This is a genomic window from Rhizobium sp. WW22 (assembly GCF_047041135.1).
Lineage (GTDB): Bacteria > Pseudomonadota > Alphaproteobacteria > Rhizobiales > Rhizobiaceae > Rhizobium.
Map to the genome: position 1 here is coordinate 1,555,324 of NZ_CP178199.1, position 26,563 is coordinate 1,581,886.

At 58.3% G+C, this 26,563-nt stretch carries 23 protein-coding genes and 2 pseudogenes; 8 read left to right on the forward strand and 17 right to left on the reverse strand.

What is annotated here, in order from left to right; all coding sequences use genetic code 11:
- Nucleotides 1-13: 13 nt before the first annotated feature.
- On the reverse strand, nt 14-856 hold the full coding sequence (locus tag ACK83U_RS26175; protein ID WP_112603520.1) for a class I SAM-dependent methyltransferase: 843 nt from the start codon (nt 854-856) through the stop codon (nt 14-16).
- A 96-nt stretch (nt 857-952) separates the two neighbouring features.
- Complete coding sequence (greA, locus tag ACK83U_RS26180; RefSeq protein ID WP_112603320.1) at nt 953-1,435, reverse strand: transcription elongation factor GreA; 483 nt, start codon at nt 1,433-1,435, stop codon at nt 953-955.
- Nucleotides 1,436-1,670: 235 nt separating this feature from the next.
- On the opposite strand from greA, the gene ACK83U_RS26185 reads away from it, so the two are divergent.
- Nucleotides 1,671-2,297, forward strand: a complete 627-nt coding sequence (locus ACK83U_RS26185; RefSeq protein ID WP_112603318.1) for a LysE family translocator — start codon at nt 1,671-1,673, stop codon at nt 2,295-2,297.
- 27 nt (nt 2,298-2,324) lie between these two features.
- Here ACK83U_RS26185 and ACK83U_RS26190 read toward each other — a convergent pair.
- A pseudogene (locus ACK83U_RS26190) lies at nt 2,325-2,572 on the reverse strand (GNAT family N-acetyltransferase); the annotation flags it as partial.
- A gap of 545 nt (nt 2,573-3,117) precedes the next feature.
- Between ACK83U_RS26190 and ACK83U_RS26195 the strand changes: the two are divergent.
- From ACK83U_RS26195 to ACK83U_RS26205, 3 genes are all read left to right on the forward strand, one after another.
- Nucleotides 3,118-3,924, forward strand: a complete 807-nt coding sequence (locus ACK83U_RS26195) for a WecB/TagA/CpsF family glycosyltransferase (RefSeq protein WP_112603518.1) — start codon at nt 3,118-3,120, stop codon at nt 3,922-3,924.
- Nucleotides 3,921-5,174: an FAD-dependent oxidoreductase gene (locus ACK83U_RS26200; RefSeq protein WP_112603316.1), complete on the forward strand. Its 1,254-nt coding sequence runs from the start codon at nt 3,921-3,923 to the stop codon at nt 5,172-5,174. Before ACK83U_RS26195 ends, ACK83U_RS26200 begins: the two co-directional genes overlap by 4 nt.
- Before the next feature lie 251 nt (nt 5,175-5,425).
- Nucleotides 5,426-6,172 carry a hypothetical protein gene (locus ACK83U_RS26205; RefSeq protein ID WP_112603314.1) on the forward strand — a complete coding sequence of 249 codons (747 nt, stop codon included), beginning with the start codon at nt 5,426-5,428 and terminating at the stop codon, nt 6,170-6,172.
- A 123-nt stretch (nt 6,173-6,295) separates the two neighbouring features.
- Here the strand turns inward: ACK83U_RS26205 and ACK83U_RS26210 are convergent, their stop codons facing one another.
- Genes ACK83U_RS26210 through ACK83U_RS26220 form a run of 3 tightly spaced genes read right to left on the reverse strand, consistent with a single transcriptional unit; the run spans nt 6,296 to nt 11,192 of the window.
- Nucleotides 6,296-7,849 carry a hypothetical protein gene (locus ACK83U_RS26210; RefSeq protein ID WP_112603312.1) on the reverse strand — a complete coding sequence of 518 codons (1,554 nt, stop codon included), beginning with the start codon at nt 7,847-7,849 and terminating at the stop codon, nt 6,296-6,298.
- Nucleotides 7,850-7,908: 59 nt separating this feature from the next.
- Nucleotides 7,909-9,036: a cellulase family glycosylhydrolase gene (locus ACK83U_RS26215; RefSeq protein WP_112603310.1), complete on the reverse strand. Its 1,128-nt coding sequence runs from the start codon at nt 9,034-9,036 to the stop codon at nt 7,909-7,911.
- A 2-nt stretch (nt 9,037-9,038) separates the two neighbouring features.
- A complete protein-coding gene (locus ACK83U_RS26220; RefSeq protein ID WP_112603308.1) occupies nt 9,039-11,192 on the reverse strand; it encodes a GumC family protein in 2,154 nt (717 codons plus the stop codon).
- A gap of 243 nt (nt 11,193-11,435) precedes the next feature.
- Between ACK83U_RS26220 and ACK83U_RS26225 the strand changes: the two genes are divergently transcribed.
- Complete coding sequence (locus ACK83U_RS26225; protein ID WP_412474920.1) at nt 11,436-12,848, forward strand: lipopolysaccharide biosynthesis protein; 1,413 nt, start codon at nt 11,436-11,438, stop codon at nt 12,846-12,848.
- Nucleotides 12,845-13,987, forward strand: coding sequence for a glycosyltransferase family 4 protein (locus ACK83U_RS26230; protein WP_112603304.1), 1,143 nt, complete (start codon nt 12,845-12,847; stop codon nt 13,985-13,987). Before ACK83U_RS26225 ends, ACK83U_RS26230 begins: the two co-directional genes overlap by 4 nt.
- On the opposite strand, the gene ACK83U_RS26235 is transcribed toward ACK83U_RS26230, so the two are convergent.
- Nucleotides 13,940-15,406, reverse strand: a complete 1,467-nt coding sequence (locus ACK83U_RS26235; RefSeq protein ID WP_112603302.1) for a hypothetical protein — start codon at nt 15,404-15,406, stop codon at nt 13,940-13,942. The two genes, ACK83U_RS26230 and ACK83U_RS26235, sit on opposite strands and share 48 nt — an antisense overlap.
- Nucleotides 15,407-15,589: 183 nt before the next feature.
- On the reverse strand, nt 15,590-16,609 hold the full coding sequence (locus ACK83U_RS26240; RefSeq protein WP_246698971.1) for a hypothetical protein: 1,020 nt from the start codon (nt 16,607-16,609) through the stop codon (nt 15,590-15,592).
- A gap of 520 nt (nt 16,610-17,129) precedes the next feature.
- On the opposite strand from ACK83U_RS26240, the pseudogene ACK83U_RS26245 reads away from it, so the two are divergent.
- A pseudogene (locus ACK83U_RS26245) lies at nt 17,130-17,201 on the forward strand (hypothetical protein); the annotation flags it as partial.
- A gap of 24 nt (nt 17,202-17,225) precedes the next feature.
- Entirely contained in the window at nt 17,226-18,710 is a 1,485-nt protein-coding gene (locus tag ACK83U_RS26250; RefSeq protein WP_412475037.1) for a tetratricopeptide repeat protein, read from the forward strand.
- An 82-nt stretch (nt 18,711-18,792) separates the two neighbouring features.
- Here ACK83U_RS26250 and ACK83U_RS26255 read toward each other — a convergent pair whose 3' ends face one another.
- The 9 genes from ACK83U_RS26255 to ACK83U_RS26295 all read right to left on the reverse strand — a co-directional run bounded on the left by ACK83U_RS26255 (nt 18,793) and on the right by ACK83U_RS26295 (nt 26,559).
- Nucleotides 18,793-19,629: a bifunctional allantoicase/(S)-ureidoglycine aminohydrolase gene (locus ACK83U_RS26255; RefSeq protein WP_015342569.1), complete on the reverse strand. Its 837-nt coding sequence runs from the start codon at nt 19,627-19,629 to the stop codon at nt 18,793-18,795.
- 89 nt (nt 19,630-19,718) lie between these two features.
- Nucleotides 19,719-19,844 carry an ankyrin repeat domain-containing protein gene (locus ACK83U_RS26260; protein WP_210294679.1) on the reverse strand — a complete coding sequence of 42 codons (126 nt, stop codon included), beginning with the start codon at nt 19,842-19,844 and terminating at the stop codon, nt 19,719-19,721.
- Between the two features lie 181 nt (nt 19,845-20,025).
- A complete protein-coding gene (locus ACK83U_RS26265; protein ID WP_112603294.1) occupies nt 20,026-21,489 on the reverse strand; it encodes a sensor histidine kinase in 1,464 nt (487 codons plus the stop codon).
- Nucleotides 21,486-22,160, reverse strand: coding sequence for a response regulator transcription factor (locus tag ACK83U_RS26270; RefSeq protein ID WP_112603292.1), 675 nt, complete (start codon nt 22,158-22,160; stop codon nt 21,486-21,488). The genes ACK83U_RS26265 and ACK83U_RS26270 overlap by 4 nt, the downstream gene beginning before the upstream one ends.
- Nucleotides 22,161-22,336: 176 nt before the next feature.
- Nucleotides 22,337-22,681 (reverse strand): type II toxin-antitoxin system RelE/ParE family toxin, encoded by a 345-nt coding sequence (locus ACK83U_RS26275; protein ID WP_112603290.1) that lies wholly within the window; start codon nt 22,679-22,681, stop codon nt 22,337-22,339.
- Nucleotides 22,668-22,943: a type II toxin-antitoxin system ParD family antitoxin gene (locus tag ACK83U_RS26280; protein WP_112603288.1), complete on the reverse strand. Its 276-nt coding sequence runs from the start codon at nt 22,941-22,943 to the stop codon at nt 22,668-22,670. Before ACK83U_RS26280 ends, ACK83U_RS26275 begins: the two co-directional genes overlap by 14 nt.
- Before the next feature lie 112 nt (nt 22,944-23,055).
- Nucleotides 23,056-23,778, reverse strand: coding sequence for a L,D-transpeptidase (locus tag ACK83U_RS26285; RefSeq protein WP_412474921.1), 723 nt, complete (start codon nt 23,776-23,778; stop codon nt 23,056-23,058).
- 403 nt (nt 23,779-24,181) lie between these two features.
- On the reverse strand, nt 24,182-25,522 hold the full coding sequence (locus ACK83U_RS26290; RefSeq protein ID WP_112603284.1) for an SAM-dependent methyltransferase: 1,341 nt from the start codon (nt 25,520-25,522) through the stop codon (nt 24,182-24,184).
- A gap of 311 nt (nt 25,523-25,833) precedes the next feature.
- The gene (locus tag ACK83U_RS26295; RefSeq protein ID WP_112603282.1) at nt 25,834-26,559 is read right to left on the reverse strand and encodes an SDR family oxidoreductase; all 726 of its coding nucleotides are present in this window, start codon (nt 26,557-26,559) and stop codon (nt 25,834-25,836) included.
- Nucleotides 26,560-26,563 lie beyond the last annotated feature (4 nt).

Consider the following 26,563-nt stretch of genomic DNA (forward strand, 5'->3'; position numbering starts at 1 on the left):
CCTCTGGAAGCGTCTACACTTTCGGCCTCATGCTCCAGGCACTTTGGGCAGTGGCTAAAATTACATGCGCTTGAATTTTGGCCGCAACTTCGCCACTACCATGTCTTGCTTCGATCGCGGCGGCTGCATAGTCGGTCGCGGCCTGCAGCTTCCCCGCTTCCCTGGCCTCGATCTCGTTGCGAAGCAGGGTTCCCTGACAATAGGCGATGGCCGGAATGCGCGGTGAGGACGCGCGGCTCTGCTCTGCCCTCGTTTCGATCACGATTTCAGAGAAACCGGCATCCTCGAGATCGCTGCGGATCCGGTCCACATCGTGATAGCCATGCGGCGTGCGCGCCAGAAAACGTGGCGGATCGTTCGGGAAAATCCGTGCCAGCGCCTTCGTCACGTCGTCGGCGAAAACATTGTCCTCGATGCGATCCCATACGTTGAACAGGAAATGTCCGCCTGATTTCAGAACGCGCTTTGCCTCGCGATACGCCGAGATGCGATCGGGGAAGAACATCGCGCCGAACTGGCAGACGACGAGATCGAAGGCCGCATTTTCGAACGGCAGCGCCATGGCATCCGCCTGCCGCCAAGTGATGCGCCCGTCCGGCTGATGTCGCGAAGCGGCATAATCTAGCATCGGCTGGTTGAGGTCGGTGACGACGTAGCTTGCACGAGAGGATAGTTTCGGCGCCAAGGCGCGGGTGACAACTCCGGTGCCTGCGGCAATTTCCAACACGGCGCGCGGCCTAAGATATCCGGCGCGTCGTGCAATGTCTGCCGCATAAGGCTCGAAAATCAACGGCACCATATAGCGGTCGTAATTTTCCGGAATCGAGCCGGCGAATATCTTGTCTGCCTCCAACATCGCCATCACCCGCTGCGCACCTGATAGACCGCAATATTAGCATATCGCGACAGACGCGTCATTCAGGCTCTGAAGAGCCCCCAAATACCGGAGAGGCTATTCGATCGCGGTGATTTCCAGCTCGTCATTGCCAAGGCTCATGACGTCTCCCACCCTCTTTCCCATCAACAACCGTGCAACGGGCGACACATAGGAAATCGATCCTGCCTTAGGATCGGCTTCATCTTCGCCGACGATGCGGTACGTCTGCACGCGGCCATCGTCACGGCTGAAGGTAACCTTGCTTCCAAAGGCAACGATCTCGGTTGAGGTGGGCGTCGCAATGACTTCGGCTGTCCGCAGCCTTTCCGCGAAATAACGGGCATCGCGCAAGGGAATGGCCGTCTGCCGGCGGCGCTCGTTGATATCCTCGATGGCGCTTGCCGTTTCATAGGCTTTGCGTGCCTCCTGAAGCTGAAATTCCAGAGCCTTCAACCCCGCTTCCGTGACGAGGTTCGGATGTGGAGAAATGGGCCGGTCGGGCAGCACGGTTTCAGCGGCCGTCTCAGCGCTTTCTTCCTTCATGAACGCAGTGCTCAACTTCAAACTCCATTGCGAGCTACAACCAAATCAGCCTCGTACTATAGACCAGATGGCTATGCCGGAGGAATAGAACGACCGCTGGAAAGCCATCGCGCAGAAAGAGACCCGAACCCGACATGGCTGTTGCTAGGGTCTTCAGATCGATTAATCTTCAAACCAGCTAACAATAGCTGATATCAAGTGTTCATGTTGCCGAAGGGTTTTGCCGCGGCGCGCAATTTCAGAGAGATCGATGGTCAGCCTCGGTGTTTTGACGACTTATGTGGTGGTGGTGCTGGGCCTGATGGTCATTCCCGGGCCTGCTACATTGCTCACGCTCGCCAGAGCGGTCAGCGGCGGCAAGCGCGTGGGATTGGCAACCGGCATCGGCATCGCTGCCGGCGATCTTTTCCATACGATGATGGCGACCTTCGGGTTGTCGGCCTTGCTCGCCACGTCCGCACTGGCCTTCGAGATCGTCAAATATGCCGGCGTCATCTATCTGATCTATCTGGGGTTCAAGGCTTTTGTCGAGAAAAGCGGCAGCATCGATCTGCCGACTGCGCAGGCCATCACTCCTATGCGTGCGCTTCGCCAGGGTTTCTTCACCGAGATTCTCAACCCGAAAACAGCGCTTTTCTTCCTGGCCTTCCTGCCGCAGTTCATTCATCCGGAAAGTGGGTCCGTCATCGGGCAATTTGCGCTGCTGGGAGCGATTTTCGTCATCCTCAGCATCAGCGTCACCTCGCTTCTGGCGGTCGGCGCCGGCTCGATCGGTGGCTGGCTGCGCCGCAACCGCACGATCGGCCGATGGCAGGGAAAGGTCATCGGCACGATCTATATGGCTTTGGGTTTCAGGCTCGCGCTGCAGCAGCAGTAACCCGCCTTTGCGGCGACTACCGACAAATCAAACCGGCTGCCGCTTGACGACTGACAAGTTCATCTCCGAGCGGCTGCGAAGCCCATCGCTTCATAGAGAGCGATGGCCTGCGCATTCGTAATATAGGCATGCAGATAGGCAGTCTCACCGCGCGCCGAAATCTCGCCAGCCATGAAATGGAAGAGCAAGGCGCCGAGGCCGCGCCCCTGAAAATCGAGGTGGCTGCAGAGGCCACTAAGCTCGGCAAATCCCGTCTGCCGCATGCTGGAGGATGCACCCTGCAATCTCAATGATTGCACTCACCGGACAGCTCCAGCAGCTGCGTCGTATCGCTGTCCAAAAACGCGCTAACGCCATGGTCGTATTCCGTTTGGATCCGCCACGCGGCGACAGCATCACTTTGACAGGAAGCTCTGCCGACCTGCTCCTTCGCAGCCGCGAAACGCTATCATCACTCCTATTACCTTGCGCGAACGGAATTACTTGCGGGCGATCAAGCCTCTGAAATTATTTCAGAAATATCCGTTCCTTCCTAGGCAGTTCGGCTTGGAAAAGAAGTTCAGTTTATACGAATATTATTTATTTAGAAATTTACATATTAACTGAATACTAATAAACGCCTTAACTTTCCGGCCAATATTAGCTAACCATTACGCAATCGGAGGTAATGGATGTGCAAGATATTGGTACAGACTCTCAAAATTATTCAGAAAGAGCTTACTCAATCAACAATAGCGCCGAGAAATCAGACCTCAGCGAGGCAGAGGCCACCCGTGCACATCTTGTTTCCGAAAAGCAGATTTCAAATCAGGAGAGCCAAATGCAGCTGGCCGACGCGCCCGAACACGCAGCCGCCATTCCCGCTCAAGATTATCCGCTTGTGCTTCCAAGCGTGCTGATCGGCGGATTGCCCATCACCGTCGTCAATCGGCGCAATGCCGCCTCCTTCATGATCGATGTGGCGCGCCGCCGCCGCGACAGCCGGCCCTATTACTTTACATCAGCCAATGGCGAGGTCGTCGCGCGCGTTCATGCCGATGCCAATATCGCCAAGCTCTTCAAGGAAGCCGATCAGATCCTGGCTGACGGCCAACCCCTCGTCATGGCCTCTCGCCTGCTCTGCCGAGTACAGCTCCCCGAGCGGGTGGCAACGACCGACCTGTTCCATGATGTTGCCGAACTGGCCGAAAAGAAGGGCGTGAGCTTCTATCTCCTGGGAGCGAGCGAGACCGCAAACCATCGGGCCGTTGCCGCCGTGCAAACCCGTTATCCCGGCCTGCGCATCGTGGGTCATTGCCACGGCTATCTTGCGGGGGAAGCTCTGGAGCAGAAACTTGATGAAATCAACGCACTTGCTCCCGACATATTATGGATCGGCCTTGGTGTTCCGCGCGAGCAGATATTCGTGCACGATTTTGCCGCACGGCTTGCCAATGTCGGCGTCATCAAGACCTCAGGCGGGCTCTTCGATCATCTGGCGGAGAAAACGAAGAGAGCGCCCATGTGGATCCAACGGGCCGGCTTCGAGTGGTTCTGGCGCATGCTGATGGAGCCCCGCCGCCTCTTCTGGCGCTACCTGACGACCAATCCTTACGCCATCTACGCGATCCTGAGGTATTCGAAATGATGAACAGGCGATATCCCGAACCGTCGGCCACCGAAACGGACACCGACATAGCCATCGTCGGTGGCGGGCTTTCCGGCACGCTTACCGCCTGCCTGCTCGGCCGAGCGGGATATCGGGTGACGCTCATTGACCGTCATCGCGTCTTTCCGCAGGAGTTCCGCGTTGAGAAAATCGGTCGTGGAGAGATCGAAAAACTCGAGCAGCTTCAATTGCTCGCCCCCTTGTTCAAGGTTGCTGCGCCCTTCGACGACATCGTCAATCTGCACAGGGGGCGCATATTGGATCGGACACACGGCCAGCATTACGGCTTTTTCTACAACAGACTCGTTGGCGCGATGCGCGCGGCATTACCGGAGACGGTGAATTTCGTCGTCGGTCAAGTCACCGGCTTGCGGACGAGCGCCAAGCAGCAGCGGATTTCAATTCTCGGCAAGGATGAACTGACTGCTCGCCTATTGGTGCTCGCAACCGGTATGGGGGATATGCTCCACCGGGATCTTGGCATTTCGCACAAATCGATCGGCGAGAGGCGCCCTCTTGCATTCGGCTTCAACATTCGTCCGCTGCAATCCAATAGATTTCGCCATACAGCCCTGCGCTATCATGGAGACGGTGACGGCATCGATCGTCTCGATCTATTTCCGGTCGCCGATGCAACACGTGCCAATCTTTTCCTGTTTCGCGATCCACGAGATTCCTGGGTCAGGTCACTGCATGACGATCCAAAGCAGGCGCTCATCGCCGCCTTCCCATCGCTCGTCGATCATTTTGGTGACTTCGAGATTGCCAGCAGGATCGACAGCTGGCTCACCGAGATTACGCTGGCCGAGAATTGCCGACAGGACGGTGTCGTGCTCATCGGAGACGCCTATTTGACCTCCTGCCCGGCGACGGGCCTCGGCGTCAGCCGGCTTCTGACCGATGTTGAGCGCCTATGCCGCACATATGTCCCGCAATGGATGACAGAAACCGCTATCGATCATACCAGGATCGCCGCCTATTACGACGACCCGAAAAAGGCTGATATGGATATCGGTTCGGTGCAAATGGCCGATCGCCACTTCAATCTGACCGCGAAAACCGATGTCGGGTGGCGTCTGCGCCGCCAGTTCCATATCACGCGGCGACGCATCCTATACGGCATCGAAAGCATAAGTCCTGCTCTCGCCGCAAAGCTTCATCAGCTCAAGACGATACGCACCAGATCTACGCTGCGATCCGCCGTGCTGGACTCTAAACCCGCGGCATAGCTGGGGCGACAAGCAAGAAACACTGCTTCGAGAAATATTCACTAATAGAAATAGTGTATGTTTCCGAAATGTGAAAAACGCGACGCTACATTGATAATATTACGGAGTTTATCATGGCAGTTTTAGGCGCATTTCCTCCCGGACTTACTTGCCGATCAATCGAGGAGAGCGATTGGGATGGTATCATCGATTGTCTCCGCAGAAATTTTCCGACGCGCGATCGAAGCTATTGGGAGCGCGCCGTCATACGGATGGAAAAACGGCCTTTCGTGCCCGATCTGCCGAAATACGGCTTCGTTCTGGACATGTCCGGACGCATCGTCGGTGTCCTGCTGGCGCTTTATTTCCGGCATGAAGGACTGGAAGGAGAAGAGCTCCGCTGCAATCTGTCGAGCTGGTCCGTCGATCCGGAATACCGCGCTTTCGCCGGCAAGATGGTTATCGCGGCGCTCAGACGAAAGAATGTCACCTACATCAACGTTTCGCCGGCGCCGGGAACGATAAAGGTCAATGAAGCGCTCGGCTTTCGCCGCTATGCGGACGGGCAACTGGCGTTTCTGCCGATGCTGAGTGCTGTTAGGCAGCCTTATCGGGTGCTCGAAGCAAGTCCCGGCCTTGCCGAAATGTCGATGCTCTCGGAGGGCGATAGGGAGATTCTTCTCCAGCATGCGGCACTCGGATGCCTGTCGTTGATTTGTGTCGATGGCGACGAAGCCTTTCCCTTCGTTTTCAAGACACGCCGCATCTTCCATGGCATTGTCCCGAGCGCCCAGGTAATTTACAGCCGCACGCCCGAGGAGCTCAGCCGGTGTGCCGGCGCACTTGGTCGCCATCTCCTGCGAAAAGGCATATTTCTCTGCGTCGTCGACGCGAACGGGCCGGTGCCCGGTCTCGTAGGACGTTACTTTGCCGGAAGCGGGACAAAATATTTCAAAGGTCCGAAACCGCCCTCGCTTGGAGACCTGACATTCACGGAGCTCGTCATCTTCGGCTCCTGATTCTTGATAAAGAGCCGAAGTCGGTTTTTTGCAGCTTCCGCAAAGGACTGTGCACAGTCCAATCGGGCTATTCGTTCTACCGAATGAACGTCGCCATGCAAGCAAGACAGAAGATCAACAGGCTCAAAGCGAGGGCGACGGCATATGCTCGCCCGGCTGGCTGGACATGCCTCGTGAAATACCAAGCAAGCGCCATCGCGTTCCAAAGGAAACACCGACAAGCAGAAGACAGAAGCCAAGCGCGAGCGGTGAGAAAAATGCCTCTTCCTGCAATACCGCATTGGATGCAATCGTGATGATCGCGACGAAGGCAAAGAGGAAATCCGGCTCACCGGTGGCGAGCAGCTGCCTGCGGGCCGACAGCGCCAATGCGGCAAGAAATCCGAAGAAGACGAAACTGCCCACGCCCATCTGGTAGAGCATGACGCCGACAGCGCTTTCAACCGGGACGGAGGCAACCCCCTCATCCTGCGCCCGGTCCCAATCCAGATTGAGGCTCGTACTCGAAAGATTGCCGCCGATCCCGAGGCCCTGCCCGAACGGATTGTGCAGGAATTCGCGAACGCCTGCGATCAGGCCGAGAACATGGTAGTCGCCATGGGTGGCGCCGAAGAGGATGGCAGCGACCGTCCAGACGACCGCAAGCGCGACGACGGCAAGCAGCGTCAGTTCCGCGCGCGATGGGCGATAGATCAGCCGGGCGCCGATCGCGACAAGCAGCATGAATGTCGCGCCTTTGGAGCCGATGACGAGCAATAGCGGCAAGGCCGCAATCGGCAGCAGCCAGCGCCCCTTGAAGAGGAGCCAGGCAGACATGATGCTCAAGCCGTAGGCATAGCTGATCGGGTGAAAATTCGGGCCGCCATTGCGGAAGATCGGCGGAAACAGGTCGCTGAACAGCTTGATGTTGAAAAAGGTCGTCATCATCGTGTCTTCGATACCGCGAAGCACGAAACCGGTCTCCCTCAGCTTCTTTTCCCAGACACCGGCCTCGATCTGCGCTTTCAGGCCACGGTGAATGTAGAGATCGCCATGAAACAGGCTCAGGAAATCCATCCGAAAAATCTGTTCCAGATAACCGTAGATGATGGCAACGGCGCAGAGCCAAAAGATGCCCTTGCGCAGATCAACGGGATAGAGGCTGGCTGCGAGAATTGCGATGTGGAAGCACGCAAGCGGCGTGATCGTATTGCGGAAATAGATGACGGCATCCTTCGGCCCACCATGAACAGCGCCGAGCGCAAGATAAAAGCTCACTATACCGCAGAGCATGAAGCTAAATGTCAGCCATGGCCGCAATTCGGTCAGAGCCCTCACCCGATACTGGAAAGAAGCCATCGCGAAGGCGCCGAATGCAGTCATGAGAATGACGAAATTGGCACCGCGCAGCGCATCGAACGTATTGTGATCGGGCACGAAAGGCGTGAACCAGGCGACCACGAGATTTTGATAGAGAAAAGAGCAGGCAATGACGAGCGGGATGCAGCCAGGTTGAGCAATCGACAAAACCAGCGTCAACGCGAATGTCGCGGCAACCCCGAACGGGGTCCAGACAGCGAAGGCAGAGACGGAAGCGACGACCGCGAGGATGGCGATGAAAAGATGGAAAAGGGCGTCCGAACGAAGTCCGCTCAGGCCTCCCGCCCCGAAGCCGGCGCGACCTCCGGTAATACTCATCGCCAATCTCCATTTATCCGCATCAGTTGCCGTTCCACATGGCCATATTCCGCCGCTTTTCAGCCGCCGTTGCTGCTATCCAGAAGTGCCGCGATCATGGCATCATCAAAGCCCTCAATGCTGCCTCTGCTCCTGATGATGCCAAAACCTTGATCAAGCTCCCAATAGGCCCAGCCGATCTTGTTGCTCTCGGCCGCCTGCCGCACGGCCCGAACCCAGAACCGACGGCTTTCGGCATCGACGCAGAAGTTGAGGACGCCAAATTCGTTCATCATGACAGGGCAGTCATATGTCTCGGACCAGCGCCTCAACTTCATAAATTCGGCGGCGATCGCAGCCTCCGTCCAGGGTGTCGCCAATTGTTCCTCGATAAGGCTTGCCGCCTGCTCGTCCCCGGCCGCTCGCAGCTTTCCGATGCTCTGCTGTACCCGCGACGTCTCGATGGTCGCGGGAAAGGGCAAATTCGAAATCCGCGCCAACGGCGACGCATCCCAGGTCTCGCATTGATGAGTGAAGGCCGTGGGTGAATAGAAATGAATGGCAGCAATCTGATTATCGTCGGCAAGGGGCGGCGTCTCGCCTATTTCCCAGATGCCCTGAGAGGGTGATGGCCCCCAGATCAGCGTATGGTTAGGACATTTCGATCGCACGACCTCGGCAAGCCGTTGCCTTAGTTGAAGCCACGCGTCATTTCGCAGAGGCGGCTCGTTTAACAATTCTGCATAGACCGTCTCATCCGAAAGGTTCGCAAGGACGCTGCCTAGCGCCATCCATGCCTCGGCCACCCTTTGCGAACCGGCCTCGAAATCCTGACGGAGAGCCGTATGTAGACTTTCGGAAGGATGCATGTCGGCAAGGACCGAGAAGCCCAGCCGATTGAGGTCGGCCACGCCAGCCTCGATGCGACGGAGGGTGGTCGTATCGCCTGCCGACAGTAGATCGCCATTGATCGGCAAACGGATCGTTTGAAAGCCCAATTGACGAAGCTTTTCGAGCACAGGCTCGCTTGGCGCCACGCCATCGCCGCGATCGAACCATCCCGGCAGATTGATGCCGCATGAAGGCACGATGGGCTTGGCCGCCGCACGGGCCGCGCCGGCAGCCGGAAGAGCAGCCAGAATGGAGCCGCCTGCCAGCTTGAGAGCGCTTCGGCGTGATAGCAACGTCGATCGCAAGCTGCGCCCCACGGTCACCCCCTCGCAGAGATTCGGCTGCCCTGCTCTCCGTCGTCAGCCGATCGGATCGCTCGCACCACCTCGCCACCTTGCGTCTCTGTCTGCTCCGGTGCAATTGTCAACGTGGCGCTGCGCCCGATCTGATCGGCATCGAAGCGCTGACGAAGCAAGCTGGTGATTTCCCCCGCTTCCTCGGCCGGGCTGAGCGCAAAAAGCATGAGATCCGCTTCGGCAAAAAGCGCGGGATCCCAGCTGCCAACGATGGAAGGTCCCATCAGAAGCACGAAATCGAAGGAGCCGGCAGTGGCCAAAATGTCGTCAAGGCCGAGACCTCCCGGTGGCTTCCCATTCTCGGCAACTGGCCTGTTGTATACGACCGTTCGCAGACCGCTCGCACCGCTCACGAAGACACCGTTACCACTATGCGCCGATGCTCCCGGACCCGGCTGATCGCCAAACTCGACCACAAGTACGTTCTGTTCGGCCTGTTGCAGGCCAATGCCGACCATTGCCCCCGCCAGTCTCGCCGCAACCGGCGTATGAAGCGATGAGACCAGCAGCACGTAAGGCTTCGGATGCTCGGTCAGATGCAGAATGATGCGTCGCATGAGCTGCAACACATCCCGTGAAAAGGCTTCGTTTCCGGCCTGGAAAAAGCGTCTTCGCATCGCGCGGATGCTGAGATAGGCGCCGGAGCCGGCAAGACCAGGCAGCCGATACTCTCCAAGATTGACCGGCTCCGGTTTTACGGTCTCCTTTACGGCATGCCGAGAAGGCTCGACGCCGAGGAGGCTGCCTCTTATGGGGCTGGTCGGATCTTGCTCCGGCTGATGTTTGGGGCCGCGCACCAGGGCAAGACCACAGCCGATAATAAGGCCAAGCGCTGCACTGACCGGCAAGAGCAGCAGCGGCTTGGGCCAGGTCGGCTGCACCGGCGGAGCGGCAGCGCTGATTACCCGCGCCTCCTGTAGCTGCAGGCCCTGCATCTGCGATGTTTCCTCGGCGCGCTTCAGGAAATCGTCAAGGACAGTGCGCGCCGCCTTCGTCTTCGCCTCCAGCTGCCGCAACTGCACCTGCGCGGCATTTGAGCTTTCCAGCTTCTGGCGGAGATCATCGAGCTTTGCCTGAAGTGCTGTGACGTTTTGCGCGGCGAGATCGGACTTTGCCTTCAATTCCCGCGTGATCCGCTGCGCCTCGATGGTCATGAGGCCCTGCATCCTGTCCAGTTCGGATCGCAGCCTTTTGATGATCGGATGGCGCGGCTGATACATGGCCTCGTAATTGGCGAGGTCGGCCGCCCGCTGATTGTAGTTTTCGCGGAGTTTGACCGTCGCCTCGGAAGACAGGATTTCCGAAAGCTTGGCAAGACCCGCCGGTGAGGTGCCTGCGGCAACCGCCTGGGCATATTTATCCTTGGCCTGGTCCGCCTCGCTTCGCGCGCTGATCAACTGATCCGTAAGCTTGTCGATCTGGGACTGCAGCGTGCCTCCGGCGGAAGCATCCAGAATCTGATGCGAGACCTTGAAATCTCCGACCTCCTGCTCGGCATCGCTGACGTTCTTCTGGAGATTGCCGATCCGGCTCGCGAGCAGGGAGTTTACGTCGCTGTTTGCAGTTTCTCGCTCCCCCGACAGACCGGCCCTGTAGCGATTGACAATCGCATTGGCGATCCGGGCCGCTTTGTCGGAATAGCGGGATGCGAAACTGACATCAATGACATAGGTAAGCCCGGCACGCTCCACGGTGACGGCACGCTGAAAGCTCCTGAAGATCGAATCCTTCGTGGGATGCGAAGCCAGACCGATACGCGACAGCAGACCGCCGCTTGCAAATTCGGGATCGTTTTCGATGTTTTCGCTCTCAAAGACCTTCATCAGCAGGTCGCGCGATTCAATCACGAATACCTGGCTCGCGATGGCCGCGCTGTCACTGCCGATGCCGGGCAGAACATTGTTGAGATTCGTCGCGCGCGGATCGCGTGGATCGATCATGACGGAAGCTGTCGCGGTATAGCTCGGCTTTGCCACCACAAGGTAAGCCAGCGCCAGCAGGAGCACGGCCAAAGTGCTTGCCAGCACGGTCAGCCAGCGTTGCCACAGGATGGTCCACACGGCACCGACATCGAACAGCGGCGGAAGCGAGCGCTCGTCAATGTTAAACGGCTTCATCCAGTTCCTCTCCGCGGGCCGCGGGTCTCCGGCTCATCACACATCACTAAATTCAGTATTAGTGAATAATGTTAATCATCCGTTGAATTTACACCAGAGCGTGTGATCAACTTCAGATATCGCAAGTAACCATGTTGCGACTTCGTTCTGGCGCAAGCATGAGTACTTACGATATTAGAGATACATTCTATTTCAGGTGCTATGGGCCATTCGGTCGACAACAATCAACACGGGAACAGGTCGTTGAGTGAGAAAGCTGGCAGCAGCGATACTTTATCGGCCGAAACGCCGCCGCCAGCGAGCAACCTGCGCTTGTCGATCGGCGCTCTAGCCAGGAGCGGCGCCGTTGCCGGTGTGATCAAGCTTGCCAGCGCCGGCCTCTCGTTCCTGATGTTCGTCGCCGTCGCCATGACGACCAATGAACGGCAGTTCGGCCTTTATAGCGCCGCCTATGCCGGAGCGAGCCTAGTCTCCTTCTTCGCCATAGTCGGCCAGCAAAGCGCCGTGCTCAGGTTCTGGCCGCAATATGCCGGCAACAACGACCTGAACTCCGCAAACGGTGTGATGGCCCGCTCCATTCTTGTCGCTCTCATGGGGCTTGCAAGCTTCAGCCTGCTCATTCTCATCATCGGCTTCTTGCCATTCGCTGGCGCTCAGATGCCCGAATGGCTCCCGATCTGCGTGGCGACCATGGTGTTGGCTTTCGCGCTCGGCTGGTCGGAATTCGTCGCCTGTGCTCTTCGCGCCAAGAATGCGTTGATCTTCGCACTGCTGCCGCGCGATGTCGTTTGGCGAGCAGTGGCAATCCCGGTTTTCGTGCTCGCACATTTCATGCAGCTGAAGATGAGCGCAGTTGCCGCAACCTATCTCACAGCCGGGTTGCTGCTCCTGATGATCGCACCCCAGACATTTGTCCTCTTTCGCGATACGATCCGCGCCCAGCGTGGCCCGCTGACGACAGAACAGAAGACCGAATTCAAGACGGTGACGCTCGGGCTATGGGGCGTTACCGCGCTACCGCCGGCGCTTAGCCAGGCAAGCACCTTGCTGGTCGCGGCCATTCTCGGCCCCGAGGCCGCCGGCGCGATTTTCGTCGCGGATCGAACGATGCGGCTGGTCGTATTGGCACTCAACGGCATCAACCAGGCGCTTGCGCCGCAGATCTCGGCTGCCTTCTACACCGGGGACAAGGCACATGTGCAGCGTATCACCAGTCTTGCCGCTCTGGGCGGCTTCATCATCGCCTTGTGCGTGCTGGTATCGTTCCTGATCTTCGGCGACCTGATTCTGTCGATCTTCAATCATGCCTATGCCACGCCGACGATGCAGGTAACGCTGATCATCTTCGGTATCGGCGCGACAATCGGCACTGCTTGCGGGCCGACCGAAATCCTGATGCAGCTGACGGGCCTTCAGCACGCGCTTTTCAAGCTGCTGGTTATCGTCAACACCTTCGGGCTCTGCGCGACGGCCGTGCTAACCTATTGGCTCGGCCCGATCGGTGCGGCGCTCGCCATCGCCGGCACGATCATCGTTTGGTGCGTGACCGCCGTGTTCATCGCACGCCGCACCATCGGCATCAACCCGTCAATCCTCGGCTTCCTCGCCGGCGAAGACGCACTTGCCGCCCGCTCTTTCCTAAAAGGCCGTTCATGAAAATCATTCAGGTCCAAACCCAGGCGGAAGCGGGCGGAGCACAGCGAATTTCGGATATGGTCGGCGAGGGATTGCGCGCGCGCGGCCATGAGGTTCGCACCGTCTTCATGTATCGGAAGACCGAGGTCTACGACCGCGATCCGCACGCCGATTTCATCCTCACCAAGCCGCCGCGCGGCTTGCTAGGCCAGATAAGGGCTGCCATCGGACTTGCGGGTTACCTGCGCAACGCTCGGCCGGATGCGGTCGTCACCTTCCAGCACTATGGCAATATTTTTGGCACCATCGGCGCGCGGCTCGCCGGCGTGGACTTGATCATCGCAAACCAGAGCGGTGCGCCACAGACCAGAGGCGTCAGGGGGATTCTGACGCAGATAGACAAGCTGATGGGCACTTTCGGCGCCTATCATGCCAACATCGTCAATTCGAGTTGGACGGAAGCGCAGTTCGACAGCTTTCCGAAAGCCTACCGGCGCCGGATGTCCCGCATCGACCACGGCGTTCCTGCGCCCTCGGTCGCCGTCGACAAGGCGGCGGCGCGCGCGGCCTTCGGTCTTCCTCAAGACGCCTGGCTCGCCGTCTCTTCGGGCCGCATGGCGCCGTCGAAAAACCAGATCGCGCTCGTCGGCGCCCTCGTCCATCTGTCCGACATTCATATCGCCATCGCCGGCACCGGCCCCGAGCAGGATGCGATTGTCGCTTTTGCCGAAGCCAATGGCGTCACCGACAGGCTGCATCTCGTCGGCGAAGTACCTCCCTCACGCATTTTCGAGTTCCTCGCAGCGGGAGACGCCTATGCTTTTTCCTCGTTGACGGAAACCTTTGGTCTTGCCGCAGTCGAAGCGGCCATTTCCGGGCTGCCGGTGGTTGCAAGCAAGCTCGATGTCCTGCGGGAAGTCCTGACCACAGATGAGGGCGAAGCAGCCGCACTCTTCGTCGATGCCGATGCGAAGGGAATGGCCGAAGGACTTACCGAACTCATCGCCAGGCCCGAGCTAGCCGCCCGACTGGCCGCCGCCGGACGGCAACTGAAGGAGCAATATTCGCCGGCGCGCATGTGCGCTGGCTACGAAGCCCTGCTTCTGTCCCGCTCACTTCCGCACGGCTGCAATCCCGTCGATCACCTCCAGTCGGCCTGAACGATTGAGCGTATGGATTTTCGGATAGGGCCAGTCGCCACGCGCCGCAATCGGTCGGGGCGGCGACAGGCGAACCGTCTTCTCATCCAGTTCCAGCAACTGCGAGATGCCGAGCCCGCCGCCATAGCCGAGCGTTCCGTCCTGGACCGGTAGATAGATACTACTCCCCTTGCGGACGAAGGCGCCTCCCGGGCGGGCCATGCGACGATCGATGAGAACCGGGTTCAACACATGAGGCGTCCAGGGGCCGGCAAGCCGTGGTGCGTGAAAGACTACAAGCGTATCGGACGTACTGCCGTGACCATCGCGATTGGTTGCGAACAACCAGAGTTGCCCGCCATGTTCGAGCAGTGTCGCATCGGAAATCTCGCCTTCGATGAGCACGGCCTCGGGAGCCCAGCGATCCGGAAACTCTATCGAGCGATAGAGGATGAGTTTTCCGCCTGAACTTGCCTCAGGAAGCATCCAGATCGCGCCGCCGTGCTCGAAGACCTGCGGGTAAGACAGATGGTAAGGCTCTTCCAGCACGCATCGCGGCTCTCCAGGCTTCCCTGTGGCATCGAACGCCACGACCGAGATGACTGCCTTGCCGGTTGTATGCGGATAATCTTCCACGAACAGGAAGAAACGATCCTGCCATTGAAACGGAAAGGGATCGGCATAGAAGCGATCTCCCGCATCCGGCAGCACGGACCAGCCATCGCCAAGCTCACAGCTGCTCGCAACACCCGGCCCATCTATAAAACGATAACCGACACGCCAATGCGCGTGGCGAAAGCGCGCGCGTCGCATCGCTTCTCGGCCCAGGCGTGGCAAGGCGCCGGTCAGACAAGCGGATGCAAAGCCCAGCGCTCCACTGACGAGATTCTCAGATACTGTGGACACCGGTTCGTTCATAACGAGCCGGTTTTCGGCAAAGGCACGAACCGTGGAAACAGCAAGCGTGACGGCACGGGCGAGCACATCCTCCGCGCCAAGCGACACGGTTTCCCGCCGATCGATCATCGGCCAGGCTCGACCTACCACCGTTTTTCCGTCCAGGACGGCATCGATAACAGGCAAAGCGCCAGCGGCAACCGACCTCGCGACCGACAGGTCCGACCGCGCCCCGTCGAACCGCAATGTGATGGTCGGAATGTCCAATGGCGCAGCGTGGCCGGTAAGATCCAGCCGAAGGACTGCAGACCTATCGCGACTGCGGGCGGGGATCTCCGACAGAGGAGCGGCAAGCGCCAGATCGCGCCGGCGGAAGATTTTTCGCTCGATAGCCAAGGCTGTATTGATGGCGGCCGGCCACGCATTCGACCCGGCTTCATGTACGACAGCGATATCGTGCCCTTCTGCCTGCAGACGCGCGACCACGATTTCCTGCCATCGGCGCGGCGCATACTTCGGAACGATGATATCGATCGATGGCATGGCGTTTCCAATCAGCAGCAGCCTCGGCGAGCCTCGGAGACCTGGAAACTATATTTATTCGGGAAAGCTTACTTTCAGGTTATTCTGAAGTTGTATTGCAGAACGGAGCTTTGCTGCTACCGTTCAACCGCCTTTTGATCAGCCGAGTTCTTCATTTGCAAACTGATCATTGCACAAAGGATCTCAGCTATCGGAGGTAGCCGCCGATTTTATCGGGAACGACGCCAAAATAGTGCAAGTTTCGGTGAAGGCGTCATCCAGAATGCGTAGTTTGCGGGCGTGCGCACGCGCATATTCCTGGTAGAAGCCGGACGAGATCCAGATGTATGAACGCCCTCGCCGGCCGCTCCAACCGACGGCACCGATCGATTCAGCTGCTGCGAGCTTGCCGCTGATATGGGCGCGCGAAAGGCCGAACGATGAGGCTAGAGAGGAAATCGAGCTGACATTCGTCAGGAGCCGTCCCTGTCCCACCACAGTTTCCGGATCTATTCCGGCGATGAGGCGATCCATCAGAAATCCCCCCGTATCGCCGCTGGCAAAGATGGCATGAAGCGGCCCAGGGCTGCGTACCTCCCGGCTTGTCAACAAGGCATGTGCCGCAAGCGGTTCGATGAGTATCAGCATGCGTTGCGGCTCCATAAGGAACCGAGCCGCCCTGCCTCCTCCGTCTATAAGGTCGAGCGCCTGGAAATGCAGGCTGTACCAGCGGATCAGCATCGACAGTGTTGAGTGCGTAGGCCCGACCTCATCCGAAGGACCACCTCTGGAACCTGCGACCGGACGAATGATATTGTATCGCAGCGCTTCGTCGAAAAATGCGTAGGCGGTATTGCGGCTGGCAATCCCGTACTGCCGGGCGAGACTTCCAAAACCGTTTCTGGTCAATCCCGCCCCGGCCCTGCGAACGGCCAGAAAGTAGTCGCTCAATGCGGCGTGACATAAGAGCCGGCGTTGTTGGGTGGCAAAAAGCGCCGCAGTCCAAGGCAAGGATTCGTAAACAGCGGCGAAGCTACGTGCCAGTAAGAAAACGGCGGAAGAAAATTGCGCCGTTTCGATCAGTTCGCTCGGCTTGCCGGGAGACGGTGCCTCCATTGCCCGGGCAGGATGCGCTGGTCGATGAGGGGGGAAATCAAGCACTCTTCCCATAAACGGTTCTTTCCATTGTGTCGGCTGAGCGAGGTCCAGCACATCGGTGCTCAATCGGGGCCGCCGCGGATATCGGTGGAGAGAAACGGTTAACAATCGAAAGATTGCTTCGTTCCCTTCTTGTCCACATCTTGAGCCTCAGCTTATCAGCGGTTGATGAAATATATAAAAAAATATCGCCCGATGGTAGTTGGAACGAGATTGGATGTCCTGATGAGGCTCGGCGAGCTTCTGATATTTTCTGAAATTTTTCTGAATTATCGACTTCACCAGGCACTTGATTGCTCGTGACCGAGATCATCACCCATGAATGCAAGTGAAAATCTGTTTCCGCCTCGGCGGGTATCGGCACGTTGACTGGGGAGTTAAGCCCTCTTTATACTCATGGTATTTTCGATACTTCAGATGAGGATCGGTGAGAGTAGGTGTTTTGTTTTGCTGGGTTCGTCCTCGATCCAGATCGCGCCGCGCTTCACGGACCTGACGGCTCGATCATCAAGCTGCGCCCTAAAGCCTTTGAATTGCTGAAATTCCTCGTTGCAAACAATAGGCGTCCGTCAGCAAGCAGGAACTGATGGATACTGTCTGGCCCGGGATTCATGTCGGGGAAGACAGCCTTTTTCAATGTATTCGCGAAATACGCACGGCATTGGGTGATACGGAACGGCACATGATCAAGCTTGTGTCGGGCCGCGGTTATCTGTTTACCGCTGAGGTATCCACGAGACAGGAAGGTCCGGACCCGCGACCGGCGTTGAGCGATACGCCGATTGCCGACGCTCCGGCAACTTACCCCATCGCACCTCGCCATTGGCTAGGCTTGCCTAAAGCCTTGGTTCTCGGCGGAGCCACACTTCTTTGCATGCTTGCCATGATTTTCGGTGTCGCTGTCTTTTCTTCGGGATTTGGCGGCATTTCAGGAAACGGCCGACCTGTCATCGAAGTCCTGCCGATCGTCGATACTGTTGGCGATGCCCAAAGCGCCGCTCTAGCACAAAGCGTTGCTGCGGAAATGATCAATGGCCTTGCCAGGATCGATGGTATCCGCCTCGTGATCCCCAAGGAACCCGAGCCGGCGAAATCAGGCAAGCCCACCTTCAATCGCTCCGATGGAGCGGATTTCCTTCTACAGGGGGAACTGCAAAGAAGTCCGCAAGCATGGATCTTTCAAACGCGCTTTATCAATGCGAGCAGCCGGGAGGTCGTATCGGTCGCCGAAGTCAAGCTGGATGCCAGCGAGCCCGACCAACAGCGCCTCGCATCTCGGCTTGCTGCCGGGGCTGGCTATGATCTTGCCGTTCGCTTGAACAAATTCGGTCAAACCGACAGTGCCCCTCAGGCTGACGCCGCCAGTGTCGCGATAAAGCAGGCCTCCGCCTCGATCAATCAGACGACACATGAACGGTTTGCGACGGCTCGGTCGATACTGGAGAAATATCTCGCCGAACAACCGGATAATGTCGATCTGCAAATTGCTTTGGCGGCGCTGCACCTGCGCGGAATTCAGCTTGCCTGGTACAATCCCGCCGAAAGCAGGGCTGCGGAAAATAACGCGAGATCTCTGTTGGAACGTGCTTTGAAAGCCCGGCCAAACTTCCTTCCGGTACTTGGAACCTATTGCCGCTTTTTGACCGTAACCAACCAATTTGCAGAAAGCCTTGTGGCTTGTGCAAGGGCGTTGAGCCTCAATCCGTGGGATGGGACAGCGCTGTTTCACCTCGGTTTGACGCAAGTTCAGCTGGGCCGGTTCGAGGATGCACTTGCAACATTCGAACAGGCCGATCGCTTCGATACGCCGGATGTCTCGCGCTGGACATGGTTGTTGGGAGCAGGTTTTGCAGATCTGCTTTTGGACCGCAATGAAGACGCCGTCAGATGGCTGCAGCGTTCTATTGCAATTACGCCGGGAACAGGACGCGCTCATATGCTTCTGGCAACCGCCTATCAACGACTGGGTCGGACCGATGAAGCGAAACAGGCTTTGGCGACGGCACTGCAATTGAGGCCTGGTTCGACGGCCGCCAATGTTGGCTTGCCGTCTCGTAACACCGGTTCGGCCTATCTCGAAGCGCGCGAGAAAATCAGCCATACGCTGATCGAGATCGGATTGCCGGCCGGCGACGATGTTCAAAAGCCGGACGGCAGAGGTCAGTGAAAGCATATCTCCGACGTTACAGCGCTCGTTCGCGAAACGCCCAGTACCAAGGGCACTCAGGCGCTCCGGGGAGGCGATCGGCTCAACGGCGCGAACCGAATGGACGCAGCGCCATATGACGATTGACATCCTTGTAGAGCAGATAGCGGAACGGGCCTGGACCTCCCGCATAACAAGCCTGCGGGCAGAAGGCGCGCAACCACATGAAGTCGCCGGCCTCGACTTCGACCCAATCCTGGTTCAAGCGATAGACGGCCTTCCCTTCCAGCACATAGAGGCCATGTTCCATGACATGGGTTTCCGCGAAAGGAATAACGGCACCCGGCTGCAGGGTGACGATCGTCACGTGCATGTCGTGCCGCAGGTCGGACGGATCGACGAAGCGGGTCGTTGCCCAGCGGCCCTCCGTACCCGGCATGGCTGATGGCGTAATGTCCTTCTCGTTCAAGATAAGCGGCTCAGGATGGGCCAGCCCCTCGACGGCCTCATAGGCCTTGCGAACCCAATGGAAGCGGGCATGGGCGCCGGAGCGATTGTGCAGCGACCATTTCAACCCCGGCGGCAGGAAGGCATAGCCGCCCGGCTGAAGAACATGCTTGCCGGATGGCAGCGTCAACTCGATCTCGCCATCGACGACGAACAGCACGCCCTCGGCCTCGGCATCCTGCTCCGGACGGTCACTGCCGCCGCCTGGCGCCACCTCCATGACATATTGCGAAAAGGTCTCGGCAAAACCCGAAAGCGGCCGGGCGATCACCCAGCAGCGCGTCTCGTTCCAGAAGGGCAGATAGCTGGTGACGATGTCCTGCATCACGCCCTTCGGAATGACCGCATAGGCCTCCGTGAATACGGCACGCCCCGTCAGCAGATCGCTTTGCGGCGGATGGCCACCCAGAGAGGAGTAGTATTTTCTTTCCATTATCGAAGCCCTTTATTCTCATCGTTTCGGGAAGCTGAGACATGTACCTCCCTGTCGTATTGCATAGCATTGGAAGCCGGAATGCTGCGTTACGTCGCCCCCGCCGTTTCCAACAATTTCACGATCTCAGCGTAACCACGACTGCGCGCATGCTGCAGCGGCGTTGCGCCATCATTGTTCCCTAGATTGACGTCTGCGCCCGCATCGATCAACAAGCTGACGATCTCAATATGGCGCGGACCGCTGTCACCGAGGATGACCTTATCCCGTTGGAGTCTCTCCCCAAAACCCTATCAGGGAACTCGGCTTCGGAAAATCGAATATCCGAGCCCCGACCGCTTGTGAAAATGAAAACAGTTTCAGGATTCTGCGCGGCAATAGCTAGCACACGCCGTTTTAGCCCGGCACTTGCGGCTTCTGCCGCCAGCCCATGTCTGTAACTGGGACAGTGGGCGGGATAGAACCGATCTGCAGGCGCACGCAAAAACCGCTACCGGTGTCCGGGAACGAAACCCGTCCGCCGTGGAGCTCAGCCGCCTTCTTGACCAGGTTCAACCCCAGGCCAGCACCGGACGAACTGGTGTTGATGCGGCGAAACGGCTCGAAGACACGATCGCGCTCCTCCGGCGGAATGCCTGGGCCTTCGTCGCAGACGTCGATCGTACCGCCAGCGCCGACACGAACGATGATCGAGCCCTTACCTCCGGCGTGATCGATCGCATTTCGGATCAGGTTGACAACCGCCATTTCGATCGTCGAGGTCTGGATCACGAAGACCGCCTCCTCCGGGTTTGGCTCGAAATCGAAATCATAGCCCGCATCCATGGCAATCGGCGCAAGGTCGGCAGCGATGTTTTCGACCAGCACATTCAGGTCCTTCTTCTCCGCCCGCAGTTCGACCACCCCGATTGCCTGCATTTCCAGAAGCTGATGGGCGACGCGAGACAGGCGGTCGATATCATCGCGCACCTGCTGGCTGACTTCGGCCTCGGGGAGAAGGTCCGCTCGCGTCCGCGCGATCGCAATCGGCGTCCGCAGCTCATGCGCGGCATCGGCAAGAAAGCGATTATGCCTGTTATACCCCTCGTCCAGCTTCGAGAGGGCATGGTTGAAGGCATCCACGAGGGGGATAATCTCGGTCGGCACCTTGGATCGATCGAGACGGGCCGAGCGTGTGTCGAAATCGATCGCTTGCGCCTGCGTTGCCGTTTCCACAAGCCCGCTCAGCGACCGGCCGACGGCACGTGGCGTGACGAGCAGCGTCGCCACGCCAGTCACCGCCAGTATCGGAAAGACGCCGATGAAGATCACGAATGCCAGAGCCGGCAGGACGTTGAGCCAATGAATTTCGCCATTGGGACCTTTGGCAACGTCGACCCGCATATTGATCCATACGTTCAAGCCGTCATTATCAAAGCCGCGCTCGGTGGCCGCGACAATCTGCAGCTTGCCAACCGAGGTCTCCCTGTTCTCGACCGTGGCATGGGCTCCATTGCCAGCCTCCACCCTTGCCCGATCTATCGTCCACGGGAAGTTCTCGTTGAGAGCGGTCGTCGGTATCTCTCCATATTGAAAGAGTATTCCCTTGTGATCCCGGATCATGAACCAGAGTTCAGGATAGCGCCGCTTCAGCTCTGCTACCTCCTGCGTCTCCGCCACCTGCAATTGGCCGTCATCGTCTCTGGTCACCTGCTGAGCGACGACCCGGACGGCCTCCTCATTGGCGTCTTCCAGCTCGGGATTGATGATCCAGATCCAGCCGACGAGAAGAACGAAGAAGAGAACGAGAAGGAAGGCCTGCAAGGCAATCAGGCGCCTTATAAGCCCCCAGCGCAACGATCGACTGCGCTCCGGGTTCATGCCTTCGCCCGGATCAGATAGCCGATGTTACGCACGGCCCTTATCTCGACCGTTGCTTCGGCCAGTAGCAGCTTCTTTCGAATGCGCGAGATGTGCGCGTCCAGAGCGTTCGATCCGATTTCGTCCTCGAGGGCATAAACCGCTTCGATCAGGCTCGGCCGCGTGACGATGCGGTTCGGGCGGCGCATCAGCGTCTCCAGCACCAGATATTCACGGCGCGGGAATTCGACCAGCGAGCCGCCGACGAAAATGTCATTGGTTGCCGGATCGACGCTCAGATTACCGAAATTCAGATAACGATCGGATACCGTCGGGCTCCTCCTCTGGAGTGCTCTCAGCCGGGCAAGCAGCTCCTCGATCGCGAAAGGCTTGGCAAGATAGTCGTCGGCGCCGCTATCGAGCCCGTCGACGCGATGGTCGACGCTGCCGAGCGCAGTCAGCACCAGGATCGGCACGGGATGCTTGCGTTGGCGCAATGCCGCCACGAGGTCCAGCCCCTCGCCGTCAGGCAGCCGGCGGTCGAGCACAAGGACATCATAGCTCCCGACACGCGCCATGACGTCGGCATCCGCAATGGTGCGGACATGATCGGCGAGCACGTCGCGGCGGCGCAGCGCTTCGAGCAGCGCGCGCGCCATTTCTGGCTCATCTTCAAGAAGCAGAATTCGCAATGACCTTCCCCCAAAGGACGGCCGTCGCCATCCCTCGCCCCACTGACAGCCAAAGATTGCGGCTACATTACATGCAGATTGCACAAGTGGCACCAGGAGGATGCCAATGGGTCGCGACCAATAAGACGATGGGTCGGCTCGAAGCCGGAAACCCCATTCGAACAGACAATTGATCCTTATCGCTGCAGCATGCGCGCCAGCATCCGCCTGATATAATACTGACCGCCAAAGAAAATCGTTGCAACGATGATCGCTTTGCGTTCCTCGATCGGCAGAAACCAGACGGCCGCCTTGTCACGCCGCAGGAAGCGGATGCCAGGATAGATATCCGGCTGCAATGTTGCGATATATGGGGTTTCGACCAACCGATTGATTTCCAGATGGAGTTCGCGAATACGGTTAGCAGCGCGCTCCAGAGCTTCGTCAGCCGAGTCTCCAAGATCGAGATAGGATGCAAACAGATGATCGAAGGTCAGTTCGAAATCGAGATCGGCATCCTTGGAATATTCAAGGCTCCACACGAGGAGCTCGCTGTTTGCGCTCGATCATGCTCTCGATCCGCTCTTCCATCTCCTGAGCAGGGATCTTCGGTCCATCAACGCGACGCTGGATGAGCCTGCGCAGCCCTTCCGTCTCGGCCGCTTCGGCTTCCGTTTTCTGTCGCAGCAGTTCCAGACCTTGGTGGAGAACGGAGCTCAGGCTGGAATAGCGGCCGGTCTCGACAAGCGAACGGGCGAACGCATCCTGCTGATCGGTCAACGATATCGACGACTTGACGCTCACGAGACAATCTCCTTTAGACGCTAAAGTGCTACTCAGTCGCACACATGTCAAGATTTCGTGCGGCGCTACACCGCCCCGAAACATCGGCGCCCCCCGAGGAAGCCGATTTCGCTCAGGCGGAAATCGCCTTGCTTTGAAGCGGCGACTGGTGAACGACGATTCGCGCGTGATAGGGGATGCGCTCATAGAGGTCGATGACATCCTGGTTGATCAGGCGAACACAGCCTGACGAGGCTGCCTTGCCGATGGAGCGCCATTCCGGCGAGCCATGCAGACGGTAGAGCGTATCCTTGCCATTTTGGAAGATATAGAGCGCACGGGCACCCAGCGGGTTCTTGATGCCCGGGTCCATGCCGCCATTGGCGACGGAATATTTCGCGAGTTCCGGTTTGCGGGCAATCATGTCGCCCGGCGGCTTCCAGCGCGGCCAATGCTGCCGCCAATGAATGATACCTTCGCCCTGCCACGCGAAGCCATCGCGGCCGATGCCGACACCATAGCGCATCGCCGTGCCGCCGCGCTCAACGACATAGAGAAATCTCGATGCCGTATCGACGACGACTGTGCCGGGTGCCTCGCCTGTCGGATCGGGAACGCGCTGACGATAAAACTTCGGGTCCAGCTTTCGATAGGGAACGGCCGGAATGACATGGCCGCCATCAACCACGGACGCATAGCGCGCTTCGAACTCGGGATCCGATGTAATGATGCTCTGAGGTTCTGACGCCACAGGAACGACCGGCGGCGTGCGAACCGGGGCTGCAATCGGAGTCGGAACAGAGGCTGTGGTGGCACAGCCCGCAAGCGCCGCAGTCGCAGAGATCGACCCCAGCATGAAAGCTCGCCGGGAAAGAGTCTTTTCAGTCTTGGTTGATCGCATCCTATCCTAACAAGCCCCGCACATTAATATCGCTTCTTCGATTGATGAGGCCGAAGAGGCGACATGTCTCATCATTAAGTGATGATGACCTCATAGCCACTCGGGACCGATGATGACAAGTTTACCAATACCATGATCATACAAACTCAATCGGCGAGTGTGTGCCAGAAGCCACAGGGCCTTGCGCTTCCGCGGGCATGTCGAGCGTCCGCAGAGGCATCGACACTTAAACTTTATGATTGCATACGCAGAACACAATCGCCTCCAAGATGCAGCATGTACCGCATAGTTACGGAAGAAAAGGCCGGGCAAGATATCGTGCCCAGCCAAGGCCCTCATAACTGCCTGCAAGCAGGCTTTAGAGGTTCCGCGAGGACTCCCCGCCGGATTGATTTTGCTGACGGGATTTGCGCTCGTCGTGCAAGGTCAGATCCCGTTTCGCCCGCGCGCTCGCGGCCTCGATCGGTCCCATCTTTCCCTGCTCGGCAATGGCCGCCCGGGCCCGCTCGATATCGACCATGTAGTCTCGGGCCAGCGGCAGGGCGGAAACATTCTTCGTCAGCTGCAATTGCCAGTTCATGTGCCCCATGCGACGGAAGGCAAGTTCGGACCCGACAAGATAGAACTCGAACATGCGACAGAACCGCTCGTCGTAGAGTTTTGCGAGGGCGCTCCTGTTCTTCATGAAGCGGTCACGCCATTGCTCGAGCGTTTTGGCATAATGGAGCCGCAGGATTTCGATGTCGGTCGTCCAGAGACCGGATTTCTCGACCACGGACAGGACTTCGGATACCGCCGGCGAATAGCCGCCGGGGAAGATATATTTCGCGATCCACGGGTTGGTGCTGCCGGGACCATCGGCCCGGCCGATTGCATGGATCAGCGCGACGCCGTCCTCCTTGAGCATGGAGCGGATCTTGTCGAAGAAGATCTTATAATGGTTGATGCCCACATGCTCGAACATGCCGACCGAGACGACGCGATCGACCGGGCGCGTCCAGGAGCGATAATCCAGCAGTTCGAACGTGACCATATGCTCGAGCCCGGCGTCCTTCGCGCGGGCTTTTGCGGCCACCAATTGTTCCTCCGAAAGGGTCAGGCCCGTGACGCGCGCGCCGAACTCCTTAGCAAGATAGAGCGCCATGCCGCCCCATCCGCAGCCGATGTCCAGAACCTCCAGGCCCGGACGATCGAGCATGAGTTTCGAGGCGATATGCCGCTTCTTCTTGAGCTGCGCTTCCTCGAGCGTCTCGTCACCGATGGGGAAATAGGCACAGGAATATTGCCTGTCCTCGTCCAGCATCAAGGAGTAGAGCCGCGCATCGAGATCGTAGTGATGCGCCACATTGCGCTTGGAACGATCCGCAAAATTCAATTGATCGAGATTTCGCCGCAGCCAACGGATCTTTTCCATCAGTTTCTCGAAAGGATGGGTCCCCCCTTCCATCAAATTGAGGGCAAGCAGGTCCACCATTTCATAGAGATCGCCGGATCCTGGCTCGATTTCGCCGTCCATGTAGGCCTCACCCAGCGCCAGGGCAGGATTGAGGAGCAGACGGCGCTTTGCGCGGGTGGTATTGATTTTCATCGCTGCACGCGGTTCCGCTCCCGTACCGAAACTGCGCGTGGAACCGTCCGGAAAAGTGACCGTAAGCGTTCCGATTTTGATCAAACGGGAAAGAGCTGCTTCTAGAAACATGACAACTACCTGTTTATCGTTTCCTCGACGGTGAATTCTTGGCCTGAAGTCGCGAAGAATCCCTATCGGTGTCGAAAGCGTACTACTTAATCTGGTAAAATATCCAGATCATTTGCGACATCAAGGTTGAGTGAATTCAATCACGATTACAAAGGTGTCGCCATCCGCGGGATCAAGGCTCGACCAGATATAGTAGGCCGGCTCCGTGATTGTGAGACATCTTCCGGCGACAAATAAGAGCCTCCCGGGCATCCACATGCCAAGCGCGCTCGCTATCGCCGGAATTTTCCTGATGCCGTATGCTTCGCTCCTCAGATGTCGAAGGCACTCGGCAGAACCACGACGTCGCGAATCGTCACGTTACGCGGGCGCGTCAGCATGAACATGATGGCGTCGGCGACCTCCTTGGGCTCGATCAGGGCGCCGGCTTCCTTGGCCTTGCGCAGGTTTTCCTCCGGCCAGTCGGCAAGCAGGGCGCTGATGACCGGGCCTGGAGAAACGGAGCCGACGCGAATACCGCTCTTCAGAAGCTGGCGCCGCATGGCCTGAACGAAGCTGGTCATTGCCCATTTCGAGGGCGAATAGACAGGTTCCCACGGGATCGCCGAATGCCCAGCGACCGAACTCGTGACGATGATATCGCCCGTCCCGCGCCCGATCATATGCGGCGCGACCGTGCGGACATTCTTGATGACGACATTGACGTTCAGGTTGAGCATCCTGTCGATGGCGTCGAGATTGGCCTCCACCAGATCGCCGCCAATATAGGTGCCGGCATTGGCATGAAAAATGTCGAGATGCTCGACCTTGGCAAGGATGCCCTCCAGTAGCGCGGCGCACTGCTCCGAATCAAGCAGATCGACAACAAGCGGAATCGCAAGATCGCCCAGGCGCTCGCACACCGATGCCAATGCTCTCTCATCTCGATCGACGAGGACAACCTTCGCTCCCGCCGCAATCATGGCCTCAGTCGAGGCGAGCCCGATCCCCGATGCCGCGCCGGTTACCGCGGCGATCTTCCCTTTCAGTTCCTCCATGATC

Bases quoted from the DNA above. Each gene is read 5' to 3' on its own strand.
- ACK83U_RS26175 (WP_112603520.1), bottom strand. From the start codon at position 856: ATGTTGGAGGCAGACAAGATATTCGCCGGCTCGATTCCGGAAAATTAC.
- ACK83U_RS26185 (WP_112603318.1), top strand. From the start codon at position 1,671: ATGGTCAGCCTCGGTGTTTTGACGACTTATGTGGTGGTGGTGCTGGGC.
- ACK83U_RS26195 (WP_112603518.1), top strand. From the start codon at position 3,118: ATGCAGCTGGCCGACGCGCCCGAACACGCAGCCGCCATTCCCGCTCAA.
- ACK83U_RS26200 (WP_112603316.1), top strand. From the start codon at position 3,921: ATGATGAACAGGCGATATCCCGAACCGTCGGCCACCGAAACGGACACC.
- ACK83U_RS26205 (WP_112603314.1), top strand. From the start codon at position 5,426: ATGGAAAAACGGCCTTTCGTGCCCGATCTGCCGAAATACGGCTTCGTT.
- ACK83U_RS26210 (WP_112603312.1), bottom strand. From the start codon at position 7,849: ATGAGTATTACCGGAGGTCGCGCCGGCTTCGGGGCGGGAGGCCTGAGC.
- ACK83U_RS26220 (WP_112603308.1), bottom strand. From the start codon at position 11,192: ATGAAGCCGTTTAACATTGACGAGCGCTCGCTTCCGCCGCTGTTCGAT.
- ACK83U_RS26230 (WP_112603304.1), top strand. From the start codon at position 12,845: ATGAAAATCATTCAGGTCCAAACCCAGGCGGAAGCGGGCGGAGCACAG.
- ACK83U_RS26235 (WP_112603302.1), bottom strand. From the start codon at position 15,406: ATGCCATCGATCGATATCATCGTTCCGAAGTATGCGCCGCGCCGATGG.
- ACK83U_RS26250 (WP_412475037.1), top strand. From the start codon at position 17,226: ATGATCAAGCTTGTGTCGGGCCGCGGTTATCTGTTTACCGCTGAGGTA.
- ACK83U_RS26255 (WP_015342569.1), bottom strand. From the start codon at position 19,629: ATGGAAAGAAAATACTACTCCTCTCTGGGTGGCCATCCGCCGCAAAGC.
- ACK83U_RS26265 (WP_112603294.1), bottom strand. From the start codon at position 21,489: ATGAACCCGGAGCGCAGTCGATCGTTGCGCTGGGGGCTTATAAGGCGC.
- ACK83U_RS26285 (WP_412474921.1), bottom strand. From the start codon at position 23,778: ATGCTGGGGTCGATCTCTGCGACTGCGGCGCTTGCGGGCTGTGCCACC.
- ACK83U_RS26290 (WP_112603284.1), bottom strand. From the start codon at position 25,522: ATGTTTCTAGAAGCAGCTCTTTCCCGTTTGATCAAAATCGGAACGCTT.
- ACK83U_RS26295 (WP_112603282.1), bottom strand. From the start codon at position 26,559: ATGGAGGAACTGAAAGGGAAGATCGCCGCGGTAACCGGCGCGGCATCG.